General features: G+C 72.1%; 12 protein-coding genes. 1 reads left to right on the forward strand and 11 read right to left on the reverse strand.

Going from position 1 to position 16,121, the window contains the following annotated elements; all coding sequences use genetic code 11:
- Nucleotides 1-48 precede the first annotated feature (48 nt).
- The 8 genes from ACFY9V_RS19575 to ACFY9V_RS19610 form a co-directional block, all read right to left on the reverse strand.
- A complete protein-coding gene (locus tag ACFY9V_RS19575) occupies nt 49-729 on the reverse strand; it encodes a class F sortase (protein ID WP_391162105.1) in 681 nt (226 codons plus the stop codon).
- A 263-nt stretch (nt 730-992) separates the two neighbouring features.
- Nucleotides 993-1,433 carry a hypothetical protein gene (locus ACFY9V_RS19580; RefSeq protein ID WP_188279498.1) on the reverse strand — a complete coding sequence of 147 codons (441 nt, stop codon included), beginning with the start codon at nt 1,431-1,433 and terminating at the stop codon, nt 993-995.
- A 338-nt stretch (nt 1,434-1,771) separates the two neighbouring features.
- Nucleotides 1,772-2,074: a hypothetical protein gene (locus tag ACFY9V_RS19585; protein WP_391162106.1), complete on the reverse strand. Its 303-nt coding sequence runs from the start codon at nt 2,072-2,074 to the stop codon at nt 1,772-1,774.
- Nucleotides 2,075-2,154: 80 nt separating this feature from the next.
- Entirely contained in the window at nt 2,155-2,298 is a 144-nt protein-coding gene (locus ACFY9V_RS19590) for a hypothetical protein (RefSeq protein WP_391162107.1), read from the reverse strand.
- A 211-nt stretch (nt 2,299-2,509) separates the two neighbouring features.
- A complete protein-coding gene (locus ACFY9V_RS19595) occupies nt 2,510-4,969 on the reverse strand; it encodes a glycoside hydrolase family 3 N-terminal domain-containing protein (protein WP_391162108.1) in 2,460 nt (819 codons plus the stop codon).
- Complete coding sequence (locus ACFY9V_RS19600) at nt 4,966-5,799, reverse strand: ABC transporter permease subunit (RefSeq protein WP_391045476.1); 834 nt, start codon at nt 5,797-5,799, stop codon at nt 4,966-4,968. Before ACFY9V_RS19600 ends, ACFY9V_RS19595 begins: the two co-directional genes overlap by 4 nt.
- Entirely contained in the window at nt 5,799-6,740 is a 942-nt protein-coding gene (locus tag ACFY9V_RS19605; RefSeq protein ID WP_391162227.1) for an ABC transporter permease subunit, read from the reverse strand. Before ACFY9V_RS19605 ends, ACFY9V_RS19600 begins: the two co-directional genes overlap by 1 nt.
- 19 nt (nt 6,741-6,759) lie before the next feature.
- A complete protein-coding gene (locus ACFY9V_RS19610; protein WP_355345733.1) occupies nt 6,760-8,079 on the reverse strand; it encodes an extracellular solute-binding protein in 1,320 nt (439 codons plus the stop codon).
- A 409-nt stretch (nt 8,080-8,488) separates the two neighbouring features.
- Here ACFY9V_RS19610 and ACFY9V_RS19615 point away from each other — a divergent pair, with 409 nt between their 5' ends.
- The gene (locus ACFY9V_RS19615) at nt 8,489-11,080 is read left to right on the forward strand and encodes an alpha-L-rhamnosidase C-terminal domain-containing protein (RefSeq protein WP_391162109.1); all 2,592 of its coding nucleotides are present in this window, start codon (nt 8,489-8,491) and stop codon (nt 11,078-11,080) included.
- A gap of 77 nt (nt 11,081-11,157) precedes the next feature.
- Here the strand turns inward: ACFY9V_RS19615 and ACFY9V_RS19620 are convergent, their stop codons facing one another.
- The 3 genes from ACFY9V_RS19620 to ACFY9V_RS19630 are packed head-to-tail and all read right to left on the reverse strand — an operon-like array spanning nt 11,158 to nt 16,120.
- On the reverse strand, nt 11,158-12,462 hold the full coding sequence (locus ACFY9V_RS19620; RefSeq protein WP_391162110.1) for an alanine racemase: 1,305 nt from the start codon (nt 12,460-12,462) through the stop codon (nt 11,158-11,160).
- Nucleotides 12,459-14,282: an IucA/IucC family protein gene (locus ACFY9V_RS19625; RefSeq protein WP_391162111.1), complete on the reverse strand. Its 1,824-nt coding sequence runs from the start codon at nt 14,280-14,282 to the stop codon at nt 12,459-12,461. The genes ACFY9V_RS19620 and ACFY9V_RS19625 overlap by 4 nt, the downstream gene beginning before the upstream one ends.
- Nucleotides 14,282-16,120, reverse strand: a complete 1,839-nt coding sequence (locus tag ACFY9V_RS19630; protein WP_391162229.1) for an IucA/IucC family protein — start codon at nt 16,118-16,120, stop codon at nt 14,282-14,284. The genes ACFY9V_RS19625 and ACFY9V_RS19630 overlap by 1 nt, the downstream gene beginning before the upstream one ends.
- Nucleotide 16,121: the final 1 nt, after the last annotated feature.

The following is a 16,121-nucleotide window of genomic DNA, read 5'->3' on the forward strand; positions in this document are numbered from 1 at the left end:
CGGTGTCGGCCGGTACGTCGGAGCAGGTACGCCGGGCACGTCACGGCCTCAGAGACGGGCCCCGGTCAGGTGGGCGTAGACGACGACATTGCCCAGGTACTGCTGCCGCTTCTTGTCGAATCCGCCGCCGCACGTGATCAGGCGCAGCTCCGGCCGGGAGGCGGGGCCGTAGACCTTGTTGTTCGGGAAGTCCTTGGCCGCGTACACCTCGATGGCGTCGATCGTGAACAGGGCGGTACGGCCGTCCTGGCGGTCCACCTCGACGGCGGCGCCCTTCTTGAGGGCGCCGAGGTTGTAGAAGACGGCGGAGCCCTGCCGGGTGTCGACGTGACCGGCGAGGATCGCGGTGCCGACGGCTCCGGGCGCCGTACCGCCCCGGTACCAGCCCGCCAGATTCCGGTCGTCGTCCGGCGGCGCGTCGAGGTGGCCGTCCTGTCGCAGGTCGAGGCCGGTCACCGGGGCGTCGAGGCGGATGGAGGGAATCCGGACCTCGGTCGGCGCCGAGGGCGGCAGCACCGTGATCGCCGGGACGCCGGGCCGCGTCGGCGTGGGGCTCGGCGTGTCGTCCTGCGCCGCGAACGCCTGGGCGGCGCCCGGCTGCGGCGGGGGCGTCTGCGACTGGGCGCCGTTGCTGATCAGGGTGATCCCGACGGACACCGCGACCGTCGTCAGCACGGTCAGCGCGATACGGCGGAGCAGGCCGCTGCCTGCGGGGGCGTTGTGGTCCACGGGGTCTGCCTGTCTGATGTCACGTAGGGGGGAGGCGGCTCGGGCTGCCGAAAGACGCGGCCTGCCGGGGGACGCGGCCAATCGGATGACGCGGCGAGAAGGCGCCGGGGCGCGGCCCCGCACCGCGCGGTAGGACCACGGGGTACGGGGCACGGGTGCGACCGCGGCGGGGCGGTGAGGCCGTGACGGCCGGTGACCAGGACCGCGTTAGGGCTGCGTCAGGGCTGCGCGCCCCGCGTCGGCGACCTCGCGTCGGACCTTCGTCAGACCTGGCCACCGGCGCGGCGGCGGCGCAGTACGAGGGTGCCCGCGCCGACGACACCGAGCAGACCGGCGCCGAGCGCGATCTCGGTGGTGTTGCCGCCCTCGCTCGTGCTGCCAATGCCGGTGTGCACGGTGCCGGACGGGACCTTGGCGTCCGGGCAGACGCGCGAGGCGTCGGAGGCCGTGACGTTGACCTGGTTCTCCAGCGCGGAGAGGTTGTCCTGCTCGGCGGTGCCGGGGTGGCCGCCCGCCGCGACCTGCTTCTTGTAGTCCGCCAGCGCGGCGTCGTAGTCGGCCTGCGCCTTGTCGGCGGCGGCCACCGCCTTGGTGCACTCGGCCGTGGTCTGCGGCAGCGCGGCGGCGGCGTGAGCGGCCGGAGCGGCCAGCGCGATGCTCGCACCGAGAACGGCGGTGCCCAGAAGCGTGTTGATCGAACGCATGAGTGATCCTCCAGCGAGTCCGGACGCGGATGCCGGTGCACCGCAACGGGGGAAATCCGTGCTCGCGCTTCCGAGGCAACCCGGCGGCCGGGCACCGCGCCTGCTGACAACCCGTCACTTCTGGCGGCATCCGGCAGCGTGTCGCGCTCGGCATGCGGCAATTCCACAGGTCAGCGTGGTATGGCGGCTCCGCCCGACGCTCCGTCACTCGGATCGCCGAATGGGTGAGTCCGCGCGGGCACGCGTCCGGCCTCGTATCCAGGCGGCATCCGACCCCGTACCCGACCCCGCACCCGGCCGTGAGCCCGGCCTCCGCTCCCGGCGCATGCGACCGCCGGTCAGATCCAGCCGCGCCGGGTCGCGACCACCCCGGCCTGGAAGCGGTTGGTGACCCCGAGACGTCCGTCCAGGCCGCTCATCCGGCGGCGCATCGTATGGATGGACCAGCCGAGCTGACGGGCGATGGCCTCGACCTTCAGGCCGCCGACCAGCAGCGACAGCATCAGCCGGTCCTCCCCGGCCGGCGGGTCCTCGGCCGGGGCGTTCAGCGGGGCGGCCCGCTGCCAGCACAGCTGCCAGTAGTCGGCTACCAGCGGCTGGACTCCGTCGGCGGCTGGACCACCACCGACGGCGGCGGGCACTGGAAAGGGGTGCGCAAGGACGACGTCTACCGCGCCGTCGTGGCCGATCCGAACCGGCGCGGCCGGATCCGGCGCGGCGACTACGGCGGCGTCTTCTCCTCCGACGACCTCGGCGTCACGCTCACCAAGGCGGCGGGCAGCGAGGCGCGGAAGGCGTCGCGCAGGGCCGCGAGGCGGTCCCACGGCAGCCCGGCGCAGGCGAAGAAGGCGTGGCCAAGGTCCATCACGTCGCTCAGCGCGTGCAGGGCGTCCAGCCGCGGGCCGGGGAGCGGGGTTCAACATCTCGGCGATGTCGCGGTACCTGGAGGCGCGGGCGCTACGGGAGGGACCCGCCGCTCCCCCGTCGGCGCCGGTTCCATAACGCCGACAGCCGCGCCTCCGCCCGGGGCGGGGCACGGCTGTCGGTCCGTCAGGTCACCGCTACAGAAGTGGCGTTCAGGACACGGAGTCCCGCTCGCGATCCGTCCTGAAGTCGGCGTGCAGCCTGCGAGTGTGGTCCACCGTGCGGGCCGGGCCGGTCAGGGCGCAGACGACGGTGAGCCGCAGATCGGTGGAGGAGGCGCCGAGCCGCAGCTCCAACTCCCCCGGTTCCACGACGCGTCGGCCGTCGCGGCCGGTGAACGCGGCCAGGTCGGCGGGCACGGTGACCTCGACGCGGGCGGACTCGCCGGGCGCGAGGGCGACCCGGTGGTAGCCGACCAGCCGCTGCACGGGCTGCACGACCGAGGCGACCGGGTCGTGGAGGTAGAGCTGGACGACCTCGGTGCCGTCCCGACGACCGGTGTTGCGCACGGTGAAGGCGAGCGCGATCTCCCCGTCCGTCCCGGTGTGCAGGCGCGGCACGTCCAGGTCCGTCCACTGGAATCGGGTGTACGTCAGCCCGTGACCGAAGGCGAAGGCCGCCGTAGGGTCGATGCTGGAGACCTCGCTGGCCTTGCCGAGGCGCGCCGCCAGATACGTGGACGGCTGAACGCCGGGGCGGCGCGGGACGCTGACGGGCAGTCGGCCGGAGGGCTCGACCCGGCCGCTGAGGATTCCGGCGACGGCGGCGGTGCCCTCCTCGCCGGGGAAGAAGGACTGCACGACGGCGGCGGCCTCGGTGGCGGCGCGGCCGAGCGCGTAGGGCCGCCCGGCCAGCAGGGTGACGATCAGCGGGGTGCCGGTGCCCGCGAGCGTGTCCAGCAGCGTGTCGAGGAGCTGCTGCTGCACGCCGGGCAGCGTCAGCGACTCCGCGTCGCAGCCCTCTCCGCTGGTGCCGCGTCCGAACAGGCCCGCCCGGTCGCCGAGGGCGAGGACGACGGCGTCCGCGCCGCGTGCCACCCGTACCGCCTCGGCGAAGCCGTCGGTGTCGGCGCCGTCGATGCTTGCGCCGAGCGCCGAGACGATCCGCGCGCCGGGGAATTCGGCGACCAACGCCTCGCGCAGGGTGGGCAGTTCGATGCCGAGCGGGGTGTCGGGGTGCTGTCCGCCGACGTGTACGGGGAAGGCGTAGCAGCCCAGCACGGCGGTGGGGGTGTGGGCGTTGGGGCCGATGACGGCGATGGTCGCGGGGCGGTCCAGCGGCAGGGTGTCGCCGTCGTTGCGCAGCAGGACGACGCTCTGCTCGGCGACCTGCCGGGCGATGGCGCGGTTGGCGGGCGGGTCGAGGTCGACCCGGCCGCGCAGCGCCTCGGTGTCGATCCCGGCGTCGGTGAGGTCGGCCGTGCCGTCTGCGGGGGCCGTACCGTCGGCGGAGGCCGTGCCAAGGCCCTTGAGGGCGGCGGGAGTCGGGTCCCAGTCGGCGTCGAGGAGTCCGAGCTGTGCCTTCTGGATCAGCACCCGGCGTACCGCGCGGTCGACGAGGGCTTCGGGCACCTTCCCGTCGGCGACGGCCTTGAGCAGGGGTTCGCCGTACGCCTTCACGGTGGGCAGTTCGACGTCCACGCCGGCCGCGAGGGCGGCGCCCGCCGCTTCGCCGAGGGTGCCCGCCACGCCGTGCAGGGTCTGGAGGAAGGCGATGCCGAAGTAGTCGGCGACGACGGTGCCGGTGAACCCCCAGGTGTCCCGCAGGAGTCCGGTCAGCAGGTGTTCGTCGGCGGCGGAGGGGACGCCGTCGGTGTCGGTGTAGGCGTGCATGACCGAGCGCACCCCGCTCTCCCGGATCGCCATCTCGAACGGCGGCAGGATCACGTCGGCGCGCTCCCGTACGCCCATACCGACCGGGGCGAGATTGCGGCCCGCGGTGGAGGCGGAGTAGCCCGCGAAGTGCTTGAGGGTGGCGACGACTCCGGCGGACTCCAGGCCCTGGACGTAGGCGGTGCCGAGGGTCCCGACGAGGTACGGGTCCTCTCCGATCGTCTCCTCGACGCGGCCCCAGCGGGCGTCGCGCACCACGTCGAGGACCGGGGCCAGGCCCTGGTGCACGCCGACCGAGCGCATGTCGTCGCCGATGGCGCGGGCCATGCGGCGGATCAGCGCGCGGTCGAAGGTGGCGCCCCAGGCCAGCGGTACGGGGTAGGCGGTGGCGCCCCAGGCGGCGAAACCGGCCAGGCACTCCTCGTGGGCGAGCGCGGGGATGCCGAAGCGGTTGGCCCCGGCGATGGCGCGCTGGGTGCGCAGCAGCGACAGCGCGCCGAGCGCGGGGTCGACCGGCGCGGTCCCGAACGACCGGGTGAGCTGCCCGAGTCCTTGCGGCAACAGCGCCTCCAGGTCGACCGGCGCTTCCATCTCGTGCTGGAACGGGGCGACTTCGCCGCCGTCGTCGGACGCTCCGACCCAGACGCCGACGAGTTGCGCGGCCTTCTCCCGCAAGGTCATCGCGGAGATCAGCGCGTCGGCCCGCAGTTCGGGGGCCAGGTCGGGGTCGCGCCAGGGTTCGGTGACGGGTTCTGTCTCTTCGACCACGGTGTCGGTCACTTTCCTCCGACGCCCATGAGGCCCTGGACCAGGGCGCGCCGGGCGAACAGGTAGACGATGAAGATGGGCAGCATCGACAGCACCACCGCGGCCAGCAGGCCGGGGACGTCGATGCCGTGCTCTGTCTGGAAGTTGTAGAGGCCGAGGGTGATGACCTTGGACGAGTCGGACTGCGTCAGGACCAGCGGGAACAGGAAGCCGTTCCAGGACTGGAGCGCGGAGAAGACCACGATGGTGGACAGGCCGCCCTTGGACAGCGGCAGCACGAGCTGGAAGAAGACCCGCCAGGGCGCGGCGCCGTCCATCGCCATGGCCTCGTAGAGGTCGGGGGTAATGTCGCGCATGACGCCGGACAGGATCAGCGCGCACACCGGCATGGAGAACGCGGCGGTCGGCAGGATGACGCCGATGAGGTTGTCGTAGAGACCGGCCTTGGTGATGACGTAGAACATCGGCACGATCACGGCCTGCGCGGGGATGGCCAGGCCCAGCAGGAAGACCCGGAAGACGCCGGTGGTGAGGCGCCCTCGGCCGCGGACGATCGCGTACGCCAGCGGCGGCACGAGCAGCAGCACGATGGCGACGACGGCGAGGGTGACCAGCACCGTGTTGAGGAAGTACTGGCCGAAGCCGTTGTGGAAGTCCTGCGTGTAGTTCTTCAGCGTGAAGTGCCGGGGGAAGCCCAGCGGGCCGCTCTTGAAGTAGTCGCTGCGGCTCTGGAGGGTCGCGGCGAGCATCACGTACAGCGGCAGGCCCACAAGGAAGAGCCAGACCAGGGAGCCGAGCCCGGCCAGGTAGTTGGGGCGGTGGCGGTTGGTTCGGCGTGTCATCACAGGCCCTCCGCCGAGCTGCGCATCTTGTCGTATCCGGAGACCTTGACGACGATCAGCGAGACGATCGTGGCGATCACGACGAGGACCAGGGCGATGGCGGAACCGCCGCCGAAGTCGAAGCTCTTGAACGCCTTTTGGTACATGTAGTAGGCGCTGATGGTGGTGTCGGTGCCGGGGCCGCCCTGGGTGAGGATCAGCACGGTGTCGAAGGTGGTGAGGCCGCCGACGACCATCAGGATCATCGAGGTGATCATGGTGTTGCGCAGTTGCGGCAGGGTGATGTGCCAGAACTGCCGGATGGTTCCCGCGCCGTCGATGGCCGCCGCCTGGTAGAGCACGGGCGGGACGGCGCGCGCGGCGCCCTGGTAGATCAGGGTGTGGAACGGGGTGTACTGCCACGCGCCGACGAAGACGAGCACGCCGATGGCGCCGGACCGCATGCCGAGCAGATTTCCGTCCCCGAAGAGCCATCTGGCCTGTGCGGGCACACCGAAGTTGGGGTCGAGCATCGCCCGCCACAGGACCGAGATCGCGGTGGCCGACAGCAGCAGCGGGATGAAGTAGACCGCCGAGAGGATCGCGCGGTTGCGCTGGTGGCCCGCGGCCCAGACGCCGAGCAGCAGGCTCAGCGGTGTCTGGATCACGACGCCGAGCACCGTGATCAGCGCGCTGAGCCACAGGCTCTGGATCATGGTGTGGTCGTGGATCAGCGCCTTCCAGTTGGCCACGCCCGCCCACTGGGGTGAGCCGAGGCCGTCCCAGCTCGTGAAGGACAGCACGGCGACCAGCAGCAGCGGAACGACGGCGAAGCAGACGAAGAACAAGGTGGCGGGAACCGCCCAGGCCAGACCTGGGCGGGTCACCGCGGAGCCGGAGCGGCGGCTCATCCCGGCCCGGTGGGCCGTGCCGCTCCGTGCCGCAGGGGGCGATGTGGTGATCATGTGGAGGGTTCCCTGGTCAGGACGACGGCAGGGCCTGCATGGCCTTGATGAACCCGTCGGCGTCGAGCTTGCCGTCGAAGAACTGCTGGACCGCCGTGTGCATCGCGGTGCTCGCCGACTGCGGGTACGCCTGGTCCCAGGAGAGCTGGAAGGACTTCGCGTCCTTGACCAGGTTGTACTGGTACTTGGAGTAGGCGGGATCGGCCGAGGTGTCGAGGAACTTCTCGGTGTTCCTCGTCGTCGGCAGATTGCCGATGCCGAGCTGTGCCTGCACGAATTCGTCGCTGTACTGGAGCTTGAGGAATTCGGCTATCGCGTCCGGGTACTTGGTCTTCTTCAGCACCGAGTAGAAGTTGTTGGTGTTGCCCACCACGTCGGTCGGGTCGCCGACGCCGCCGGTCACGGTCGGGAAGGTGCTGAAGCCGAGGTCGTTCTTGGCGAAGTCGGCGTTGGCGTCCTGCTGGGTGGAGTAGTACCAGGAGCCCATCAGCTCGAACCCGGCCTTGCCGGTGGCGACCAGGGCCGCGGAGCCGTTGTCGGTGAACTTCACCGAGTCGTAGTTGGTGCCGAAGGCACCGGCGTCGACCAGCTCCTTGAGCATCGACAGCGCCTTCTTGCTGTCGGCGCTGGCCCAGGCGCTCTTGTCGCCCGCGAGCGCCTTCTCGAACAGGCCGGGGCCCGCGACGCGGTCGTAGACGTACTCGTACCACATCAGGGTCGGCCACTGGTCGCCGCCGCCGAGCGCGATCGGGGTGATGTGCTTGGACTTCAGGACCTTGACCGCGTTGAGCAGGTCGTCCCACGTCTTGGGCTCGGTCAGGCCCGCGTCGGCCAGCACCTTCTTGTTGTTGAAGAGCAGGACGGGCTGGGTGCCGCGCATCGGGATGCCGTAGGGCTTGCCGTCCACCTTGGCGCTGTCGAACACCGACGTCAGGAAGTTGTTCTTGAGCCCCGGGTCCTTGGCGATCATCTCGTCCAGCGGCAGCAGAAGCCCCTTCTTGACGAAGGGGGCGATGCTGCCGCCACCCCAGTTGAAGAAGACGTCGGGCGCCTGCTTGGTGCTGATGAGCGTCTGCAGCTTCTGCTGGTAGTCCGCGCCGGGGATCGTGTCGAGGACCGCCTTGACCTTGGACGTCTTGTTGAACGTCGCGACGATCTGCTTCTCGACCTTGTTGGTCGCGTCCCCGTAGACCAGCACGTGGAACGAGCCGGCGCCGCCCGAGTCGCCGCCGCTGCTGCCGCCACAGGCGGCCAGGGACATTCCGAGCACGAGCGCCACGCCGCCGGCCAGGGCTCTGGCGGTCGCGGCGCGGGAGAGCAATGCGCGCTTCTTCATCGGTCCAGCCTTTCGAAAGATTCGGCATCATCGCCGAAATTTGCTGCGCGCTGTGACGGTAAAGTGCACCCGGAGAGGGGGTCAAGGCTCGCGTCACGGGTTACCAAAGCGTGACCCAACACCCGATCGGGCCACCGAACTGACGCGGTGTCGGCTTCGACAGTTTCGAGAAAGATGTCGGAACACGGGACGAGACCGGCGAGCGGGGCCGACGGCGGGCCGGACGCGGGGGCGGCCCTGCCTTACCGTTTCAATGACGTTTCAATTCCGCGCCGCGACAATGCGAAGCCTTGGCCGAAGGATGTATTGACCCCCAGCTCAATCGCGCCATAGGTTCAGCGGCGCCGAATTGAATCGTTCTTAGTGGTGCGGGCTGCGGGACGCGGCTCGTGGAACACCTGGAGCCCTCTTGTCCTCTGCGCATCCCCTCCGTGGCACGCTCTCCCGACGGTCGGTCCGCATCGCGCAGGCCGTCGCCGTCGTCGGCGCGCTCACCGCGACCATGGCCCTGTCGGGGCCGGCCTCCGCCAACTCCCCCCACTCCGCCTCCTGGCGGAAGTACGTACGGGCACCGTCGAGCCGCGAGGTGCGGCCGGTCGCCGTGACGGCCACCACCGGCGACGTCGCCCACCCTCAGGGCGTCCTCGGCAAGGGCACCGCCACCCTCAACAGGCCCGCCCCCAAGCCCAAGCCGACGTGGCCGGCCGACACCACGGCCACCGCCTCCTCGTACCACGACGGCAACAACGGCAACGACGGCAAGCCCCGTACCTACGTGCCGGGCAACGCGGTCGACGGCGACACCGACACGTTCTGGAACGACGCGAACGCGGCCACGTATCCCGCCTGGCTGGAGATCACCAGCCCGACCCCGGTCACGCTCCCCGGCATCACGGTGCTGTCCAACAGCGACGGCGTCCCGCAGGACTTCACCGTCGAGACCTGGGACGGCTCTGCCTGGACCACCCGCGCCACCGTCACCGGCAACTCCGACGTGCGGCGCGCGGTCGCCTTCTCCTCGTCCGTGACCACCGCGCGGGTGCGGATCACCGTGACCAAGGACCAGTCCTCGGGCAAGGGCGAGTACACCAGGATCAACGAGGTGTGGCCGGGGCTGGTCGCCGCCGAGCCGGTGCCCAGCGTCACGCTCGACTTCGGCAAGGTCGTCTCCGGCTACCCCCGGATCAGCTTCGCGGGCGCCTCGGACAACAGCCCCGGCGTGCGGGTGGCCTTCTCCGAGACGCTCGACTATCTCACCGACCGCTCCGACTACACGCGCTCCGACGTCTCCGGCGGCCCCGGCACCGATCAGTACGCGGTCCCCCGGCAGGGCGGCATCTGGACCGACCACAAGAGCTGCCTGAGCGGTACGAAGGTGTGCGCCGACGGCCTGCACGGCTTCCGCTACATGAGGATCAGCCTGGACGCGCTCCCCTCCGACGCGCCGCTCGCGCAGCCGTCGGGCACCGTGCGGATCGACGGTGTTTCGCTCGACTTCACCCCGTTCCTCGGCACCCCGGACTCCTACACCGGCTGGTTCGAGTCCTCGGACGCCGAGCTGAACCAGTACTGGTACGACGCCTCGTACACCAACGAACTGGTCACCGACACCTTCCGGTCGGACGATGTCGACCCGCGCAACGCCGACAGCCCGACGCTGGACGGCAAGCTCGTGCTGCACGACGGCGCCAAGCGCGACCGCGACCCGTACGTGGGCGATGTCGCGGTCTCCGGCCGCACCACGTATCTGACCCATGACGCGGCGGTCGCCGCCAAGAACGTGCTGGCCGACCTCGCCGACCACCAGCGCGGCGACGGCTGGATACCGCCCGCCTCGATCAACACCTACACGCTCCCGCTGTTCGACTACCCGCTGTGGTGGGTGACCAGTAGCTGGGACTACGTGCTGTACACCGGCGACACGGCCTACGCCCGCGACTACTACGCCAACCTCGTCAAGACGCTGGACAGTTGGTACCCGAGCGTCACCGACGCCAACGGCCTGCTGTCCAAGGGCCTGAACGGCACCGGCGGTTACGGCGACTACGCCTTCCTGCCCCGCAGCGGCGAGGTCACCTACTACAACACCCTCTACGTCCAGGCGCTCAAGGACGCGGCGGCGCTGGCGACGTCACTGGGCCACGGCGCGGACGCCGACCGCTGGCAGAAGCGCGCCGCCACCGTGAGCACGGCGATCAACACCCGTCTGTGGGACAGCGCGGCGGGCGCCTATCTCGACTCGGCGACCGGCGCGGTACGGCACGGGCAGGACGGCAACGGCCTGGCCGTGGTCGCCGGGGTCGCCGACCCGACGCGCGCCGCCTCGGCGCTCGACCACCTGTCCCGGACCACCGCCCAGCCGTACGGCAACGCCTTCATGGACAACAACACCCTGGTCCCGGACGGCTCCCAGCGGGTCTACGCCTTCACCTCGTACCCCGAGATCCAGGCCCGTTTCCTGGCGGGCAAGGCCGACTCCGCCATCGACGAGATCAAGCGGCTGTACGGCTGGATGGCTGGTCACGGGCCCGGCATCACCGACTGGGAGGGCATCGGCCCGGGCGGTTCGATGTACGAGGGCGGCTTCACCTCGGCGGCGCACGGCTGGTCGACCGGGGTGGTCCCGGCACTGACCAACGACCTGCTCGGCGCGACGCCCGTCACTCCCGGCTTCGCCACTTGGAGCGTCGCACCGCACCCGGGCTCCGTCACCTGGGCGCGCGGTCAACTTCCCACGCTGCACGGTCCGTTGACCGTCGGCTGGAAGCGCGGCGGCGATGACCGGCAGTTCACGCTCGACCTGACGGCGCCCAAGGGGACGTCCGGTGTCGTCGACCTGCCCGCGGCGGGCACGCGCGTCACCGTCAAGGTCGACGGCCGGGTCGCCTGGGACGGCGCGGGGGCGCACGCCTTCCAGGCCACGCTCAAGGACGGCCGGGTGACGCTGCGCGGCATCCCGGCGGGCAGCCACACGATCACGGTGACCGGCAAGGCGTCCTGAACCGTCCGCCGCACACGCCCTCTCCCGGACCGGCGCCTCGGCCGGTCCGGGAGCGGCCGGTCCGGGAGAGGCCGGTCTCAGGAACGGGCCGTGGATTCCGGGAGAGCCGTGGGTTCCGGGAGAGCCGTGGAATCCGGGACATCCGTGGAATCGACGTAGTGGACGGTCGGCCGGGGGTGCATCAGGAAGTCGTGGTGCGAGATGTTCCAGGCGTACGCCCCGGCGAGCGCGAACAGCACCCGGTCGCCCGCGCGGAGTCCCGCCGCCGGGACCCGCCGGGCGAGCACGTCCTTGGGTGTGCACAACTGGCCCGCCAGCGTGACCAGTTCGCCGTCGGCCGCCGAGCGCGGCCACGGGTGCGGCCAGTCGTCGACCGGCAGCAGCGCGCAGGGCTGGTCGTGGCCCTTGGCCGCCGGGGTCCGCAGATGGTGGGTGCCGCCGCGCAGCACCGCGAACTCCTCGCCGTGGCTGGGCTTCACGTCCAGCACGTCGGTGGCGTACCAGCCGCAGTACGCGGTCAGGGCGCGGCCCGGTTCGATGCGCAGCAGCGGTCCGGGGTGGGCGTCGAGCAGCCGGGCGAGCCCCTCGCCGTACGCGGTCCAGTCGAAGCGCTCCGCCGGGCGGGTGTAGTCGACGGCCATGCCGCCGCCGACGTTGACCTCCCGGAGCGGGACGCCGTGCCGCGCCGTGAGGTCACTCGCCCAGGTGACCACGGCCTCGGCGACGGCGAGCAATCGCGGCGCCGGGAGGCCGCTGGCCAAATGGGCGTGCACACCCCGCAGTTCGAGGTGCGGATGGCTGCCGTCGGTGAGCGCGCGGACGGCCGCGTCGGCCTGCGCCGGATCGAGGCCGAAGGGCGAGGGTCCGCCGCCCATGGCCAGCACTCCCGTCGCCAACTCCCCCGGTGCGACAGCGAGGTTGAAGCGCAGCAGCACGCCGACGCGGGTCCCGCGCGCGGCCACGAGATGCGCGAGCACGCGCAGTTCGTACGCGCTCTCCACGTGGAAGCGGTCCACGCCGAGGTCGAGCGCGGCCGTGATCTCGGCGGGGGTCTTCCCCGGTCCGCCGAAGGCCAGCGGGCGGCCCGGCACCGCCGCCGCCACATGGGCGGCCTCGCCGCCGGACGAGACCTCGTAGCCGGTCACGTACGGGCCGAGCGCCGCCAGGATCTCCGGCTCCGGGTTGGCCTTCGCCGCGTAGTACAGCTCCGCCCGCTCGGGCAGCGCCGCCCGCACGGCCGCCGCGTGCGCGCGCAGCGCCGCCAGGTCGTAGAGGTAGGCGGGCAGTTGGGCGGTCGGAAGGGCGAGAGCCGTGGTCCGTACGGACTCGGGAACGGCGACAGGTGCGGGGGCGGGTGCGGGTGCAGGTGCGGGTGCGGTCATGACTGCGTCCTCGCGTCGTCGGGATCGCGGTCGGCGCCGCGCACGGGGTGTCCGGGGCCGCCGTCCGGTACCGGCAGGACATGCTCGGCGAGCGGTGCCGGCAGGACGTCCTCGGCGAGCGGCGACGGCAGGCGTACGTATCCCGCGAACCGGTCGGCCGCGCGTTCCCAGCGGGTGAGGAGATTGGCCTTGGCGGGCAGCGGCGCTCCGGCGAGCAGGGCGTCGAGCCGGGGGTGATGGCCGTGCTCGTCCGCGTGGTCGCGGATGGTGCGGCGGACCTCGGCCCACAGGGCGGGTTCGGTGTCCGGGTGGAGGTCGGCGAGGGCGGCCAGCATCTCGGCGACGTGGTTGACCAGCAGGCAGTAGACCACCCGGTCCCAGCCCCGGTCGGCGTCGTAGCGCAGGGGCTCCGCGACCTCGGGCGGCAGCGCGGCGAGGGCGTCGGCGCAGGGGCCCGAGAGCAGTTCGGGGACCAGTTTGGTGCCCTCCAGGTCGCGGAAGAGCACCTGGACGGGGTCGCCGTCGGTGTCGACGCAGACCAGCACGTTCTGAAGGTGGGGTTCGAGCACGACGCCGTGGTCGAAGTAGGCGGCAAGCACCGGGGGTACGAGCAGCCGCAGGTAGGCGCGCCACCAGCGCAGGGCCGCCGCCGGGCCGCCGTCCGCGACCAGCCGGGAGATGTGCCCCGGACCTGTCGGGTACTCGTCGGCGACGGCGGCGGCCAGCAGCGCGGTGCCGCCGGGCCCGAGCCGCCGGTCGAGCCCTTCCCTGACGATCACGCCGAAGCCTTCGAGCAGCGACTGGTCGGGGCGGCCGTCGCGGCCGGGCAGGGCCAGGCTGCGGTAGGCGGGCTCGCGCAGTACGTCGGCGCCGGGGAAGCGGGCGGCGAGGTCGGCGAAGGCGGGCCGCAGCATCCGGGTCAGGGCGACGGCCCCGGCCAGTTCGTAACTGGCGTTCTTGCGCAGGCAGTTGGTGATCCGCACATTGAGGCTGAATTTGAGGAAGGTGTCGCCGTCGTAGAGGGTGCGGACGGAGGCGGTGGCGGCGAAACGGGTCCTGCCGGGGCCCAGGTCCAGCACGTCGCGGCGGTCCAGGGCGGCGCGCAGCGCGGGGTGGCGGCGCAGCAGGTCGTACTGCCAGGGGTGGGCGGGCAGCAGCCGGTAACCCGTGGGCACGGCCGCGAGCCGGTCCAGCGGGTCGGCGGCACCGGGCTCGGCGCACTCCTGGACGGTCAGATCCTCGCGCACGGCGAGCAGCCGCAGCGGGAAGGACGCCGAGGTCTCCGGTGCGTAGGCGGCCCATGAACCGGGGTCGCCGCCACGGGACTTGGGGGCCGGGTGGAAGCGGTGGCCGTAGACGAGCGACTGTTCGGAGGCGAGGTATCCGGCGAGCGGGAGACCGGCCGCGACGGGGCGCGGGGCGCGCAGCGCGGTGGCGACTCCGTGGTGGCTGGACTCCACCTGGTCGAGGAATTCGTCGTTGGGCACGCCGGTGAGCGAGGTCAGCTCGGCGTGGGTGTGTTCGGCCAGCCGTCGCCAGTCGATCTCGGTCCAGTCGTCGTGGCCGGTCTGTTCCGTGACCGGTCCCGCGAAGCGGTGCGCGCCGAGCAGTGAGGTGCGGCGCAGCGCGACCCGCAGCCGTACTCCGGTGCGGGGCAGCCGTACCAGCAGGCGGCCGTCGATGACGGCGGTCTGGTGCTCGGGCCCCGACACCTCGCGGAGCAGGCAGTTCAGCAGGGTGTGGGCCACGGCCCGGTCCGCGTCGGGCAGTCCCGCGTGCCGGGCGCGGTCGGCGGGTCCGGTGATGGTGGGCAGCGTCATCAACGGCTCCGCAGAAGGTAGTTGGGTCCGGTGGTGTAGTGCTTGTTGATGTCGGTGGCTCCTGAGCGGTCCTTGGTGAGCAGCGTGCCCGCGCTCACCATCGCTTTGACGGGCAGGCGCGGTGCGTCGAGCACACGTGCGCGCAGGGTCTCGCCCGCTTCGCCCGGCCCGGTGCCGAGCCGCCGCGCGGCCCGGTCGAGCAGGTCGCGTACGCGGTCGAGCAGGTCTTCCAGCGGGGCGCGGCCGAGCCGCGCGAGGGCGAACGCGTAGGCGCCCGCGCACAGATGGACGGTGATCGTGGTGAACAGGTCGGCCACCGGGCCGTCGTCGTCCACCAGGATGCGAGGGTCGTCGAAGGCGGCGCGCTCCGGCGCGTCGGGGCCGAGGGCCGCGCGCAGCCGCACGCGGTTGACGCGCAGGCCGTCGTCGTCCTTGAGGAGCAGGCGCAGCCGAGTGCGGCCTTCGGGGTCGTCCAGCAGCAGCGAGATGTTCTGCTGGTGGGACTCCAGGGCGATGCCGTATCCGAAGAGCGTGGTCTGCCAGTCGAGGAGCAGGGTGAGGACCGCGTCGAGCAGGGCGAGCGGGTCACCGCCGTAGTAGCGGTCGGCGAGGTGGTCGACGACCGGCCGGCCGTCGGGGGCCTCGGCGAGCAGCGCGGCCATGGGCAGGACGGCGCAGCCGTCGAGGCCGGGCGGGTGGCGGCGGACGAGCACGGCGAGGAGTTCGTGGCCCGCGTGCGCGAACCGGGTCTCGTCGGCGTGCAGCACGCTGTCGCGGAAGCGCGGTTCGCGCGCGGTCACCGCCTCCAGCAGCCGCTGCCCGGCCGCGCCGTCGATCAGGCTGCCCGGTTTGATCGTGCGCCGGTTGAGCAGCCCCAACGTCGAGGTGGCCAGGGGCAGTTTGAGGTGGGTGCCGGGGTCGGCGAGGACCGCGACGGTGCGGGTCGACAGTGTGGGCGCCACGTCCAGGTACGTACGGTCGGCCAGTACGGACCTGCCGTCGAGGCCGGTGGCGCGCAGCGCGTCCCGCAGCGGGCCGTCCGCCGTGAGGGGGTGGACGGGGAAAGCGACATGGGTGCCGTCCAGCTCCTGCGGCAGGCCGAGGGTGAGGGCGGACGGCCGCAGATCGCCGAGGCCCATGCCGTCGGGTGCCCGATCGCCGTCCGCGCCCTGCACGGTGACGGCCTCCCTGGGCAGGGCGAGCCAGCGCAGGGCGAAGCGTGGCGCGAATTCGGGCGCGTGGGCGAGGAGTTGACGTTCCGTCAGTCCGCTGCGGGCGGCGGAGGTCGGGTGCACCGGGTGGCCGTACCGGGCGGCCAGGGTGTCGTACGCGAGGGCGCCGGTGAGTCCGGTCCACCCGGCGGGGTCGCCGCCGTGGCGTGCGGTGAGCCGGGCCACGGTGTCGGCGCGGGTCGCGGTCCGCAGCCGCAGGGCGGTCAGCGCGTCCCGGTACTCGTCCGCGAAGGCGGTGAAGCCCGCGCGGTCCTCGGGCGCCGCGAGAGTGCGCAGCGCCGCCAGGACGTCCTCGCCGGTCGTCAACTCCCGCCCGCCGGGCTCCTGGAGCAGCAGCGGGAGCCGGGCGGCGTACTCGCTCTGGAAGCCGTCCGCCGTGACCGGCAGCAGGAGCGCCGACTCCTCCCCTGTCGGGTCGGTCACGGGCGGCGGCAGCGGCAGCACGTCCGCATCGGCCTCGGGGACCGGCAGTCGCAGCCAGTCGCCGTCGGGGCGGCGTACGAGGGCGCTGCCGGTGCACAGGCGCACGACGTCCTCGCGCAGCAGCGTGCTCAACACGTCGATCAGCAGGGCGCGTTCTTCGTCTCCGGCGGCCCGGCCGGTCACC

The organism is Streptomyces sp. NPDC008317, from assembly GCF_042955955.1.
GTDB lineage: Bacteria > Actinomycetota > Actinomycetes > Streptomycetales > Streptomycetaceae > Actinacidiphila.